This window comes from Streptomyces sp. NPDC058459 (assembly GCF_042721685.1).
GTDB lineage: Bacteria > Actinomycetota > Actinomycetes > Streptomycetales > Streptomycetaceae > Streptomyces.
Map to the genome: position 1 here is coordinate 1 of NZ_JBHXLV010000419.1, position 1,409 is coordinate 1,409.

Sequence of the window (1,409 nt, forward strand, 5' to 3'; positions counted from 1 at the left end):
TGGACCCTAGACAAGTCCCATCGTTCCAGGTCAGGAGCACTCTCCGCTTATCTGATCAAGCCTCGGACACCCCACCTCGTGAAAGCGCGAGGCTAACCCTCATCATCATCGGCGCACTGGTTCTTCGGTCGCGGTGTTTCACAAAGGCCGCTCGAGCTGGGGTGCTACCTGGAAGCATGTGGTCACGGCATGGATACAGCGAGCGATGGAGGGTAGTCGATGGCTTGGAAGACGGAGTTCGGTGAGTCCCATGAGGGGTACACGGGGGCAGTTCTTCCCGACGGAAGTGAGCCGAAGCCGGTGTACCTCGATCCCGGCAGCGGGGCCGATTTCCGCGCCACTAAGGAGTGGTGGGCCTACAGCGGTGAGCTGGGCAGGCCCAAGGCAGCTTCCGTGCGGGGCTGTTGTGCCTGCGGGTGGCGCGGTGCCTCCTATCCGATCGACTGGGAGCAGCTCGGCAACGAGGACGACGTCTTGGACGTCGCCGGCCTGTACAAGGACTGGAGCGCCCACATTGAGGCCGTCGAGCGGGCGACGGTTCCCTTTCCCGTCGCCCTGGACGAACTGCTGCGCCAGCTGGAGACGGTGCTCGACCCCCTCGTAGAGGACGCCCCTGCGGCAGCGCTGCGGGCGGCGGAAGTCCTGAGCCGCCTCAGCTGGCGCACAGGCCGGCTGGCCGCCGAAGCCGTCCAAGACGACGGACAACTGCAGTGGGAGGCCCTCGGCACCGCACTGGGCGTTGCCCCGGAGAAAGCTCGCGCGCGCGTCACGCACTACCTGCTGCTCGGAGCGGGCGGCATCCGCTGAGCATCGTCGGCTTCGGCTCGGCAGTCTTCAGCCGTTGGGATGACCGGAGCGGAGAGTCCACCCCCGAGCGGCTTCCGCTCCGCTAACAACGAGCCATGGCACCAAAGTTCATGGCGCTCAGCGCCGCCACGCTCGTCTCCTTGACCTTTTCCGGCTCCCCGGCAGCGGCCCACGCACCGACTGTGGCCACGACGTTGCGCTCACGACAGCCGTCGAACGGCTCCCGGCGGCCTCCGAATCCCGCGACGGCTACCAGTGCGACCTCTTCAAGCACTGGGTCGACGCCGGCCAGGACGGCTGCGACACCCGCGCCGAAGTGCTGATCTCTGAGTCCCGCACCGAGCCCACCGTGCACGCCGGCTGCCGGGTGACGGCGGGCACGTGGTTCTCCTACTACGACGGGGTCACCGTCACCGACCCGGCCGCGCTCGACATCGACTACCTGGTATCCGTAGCCGCGACGATCTGAATCAGTACTTTTGCAGTTCAAAACGTCAGCGCCATACTGCCGACGAGTGGCGGCTGAGAGATGATCACGGGGAAACTTCACGCGCACGAGCCGAAGAGCCCGCCAAGGCCCACTGAGCTCAGGGCGACCACAC

General features: G+C 66.4%; 2 protein-coding genes. Both read left to right on the plus strand.

Annotated elements, in window-relative coordinates:
• Nucleotides 1-219 precede the first annotated feature (219 nt).
• Nucleotides 220-807 carry a hypothetical protein gene (locus ACFWN1_RS33285; protein ID WP_384370500.1) on the plus strand — a complete coding sequence of 196 codons (588 nt, stop codon included), beginning with the start codon at nucleotides 220-222 and terminating at the stop codon, nucleotides 805-807.
• Nucleotides 808-1,123: 316 nt separating this feature from the next.
• Nucleotides 1,124-1,276, plus strand: a complete 153-nt coding sequence (locus ACFWN1_RS33290) for a hypothetical protein (RefSeq protein ID WP_384370503.1) — start codon at nucleotides 1,124-1,126, stop codon at nucleotides 1,274-1,276.
• Nucleotides 1,277-1,409: the final 133 nt, after the last annotated feature.

What these genes read in the sequence shown, in the direction of transcription:
- ACFWN1_RS33285 (WP_384370500.1), top strand. Translation starts at nt 220, where the DNA reads ATGGCTTGGAAGACGGAGTTCGGTGAGTCCCATGAGGGGTACACGGGG.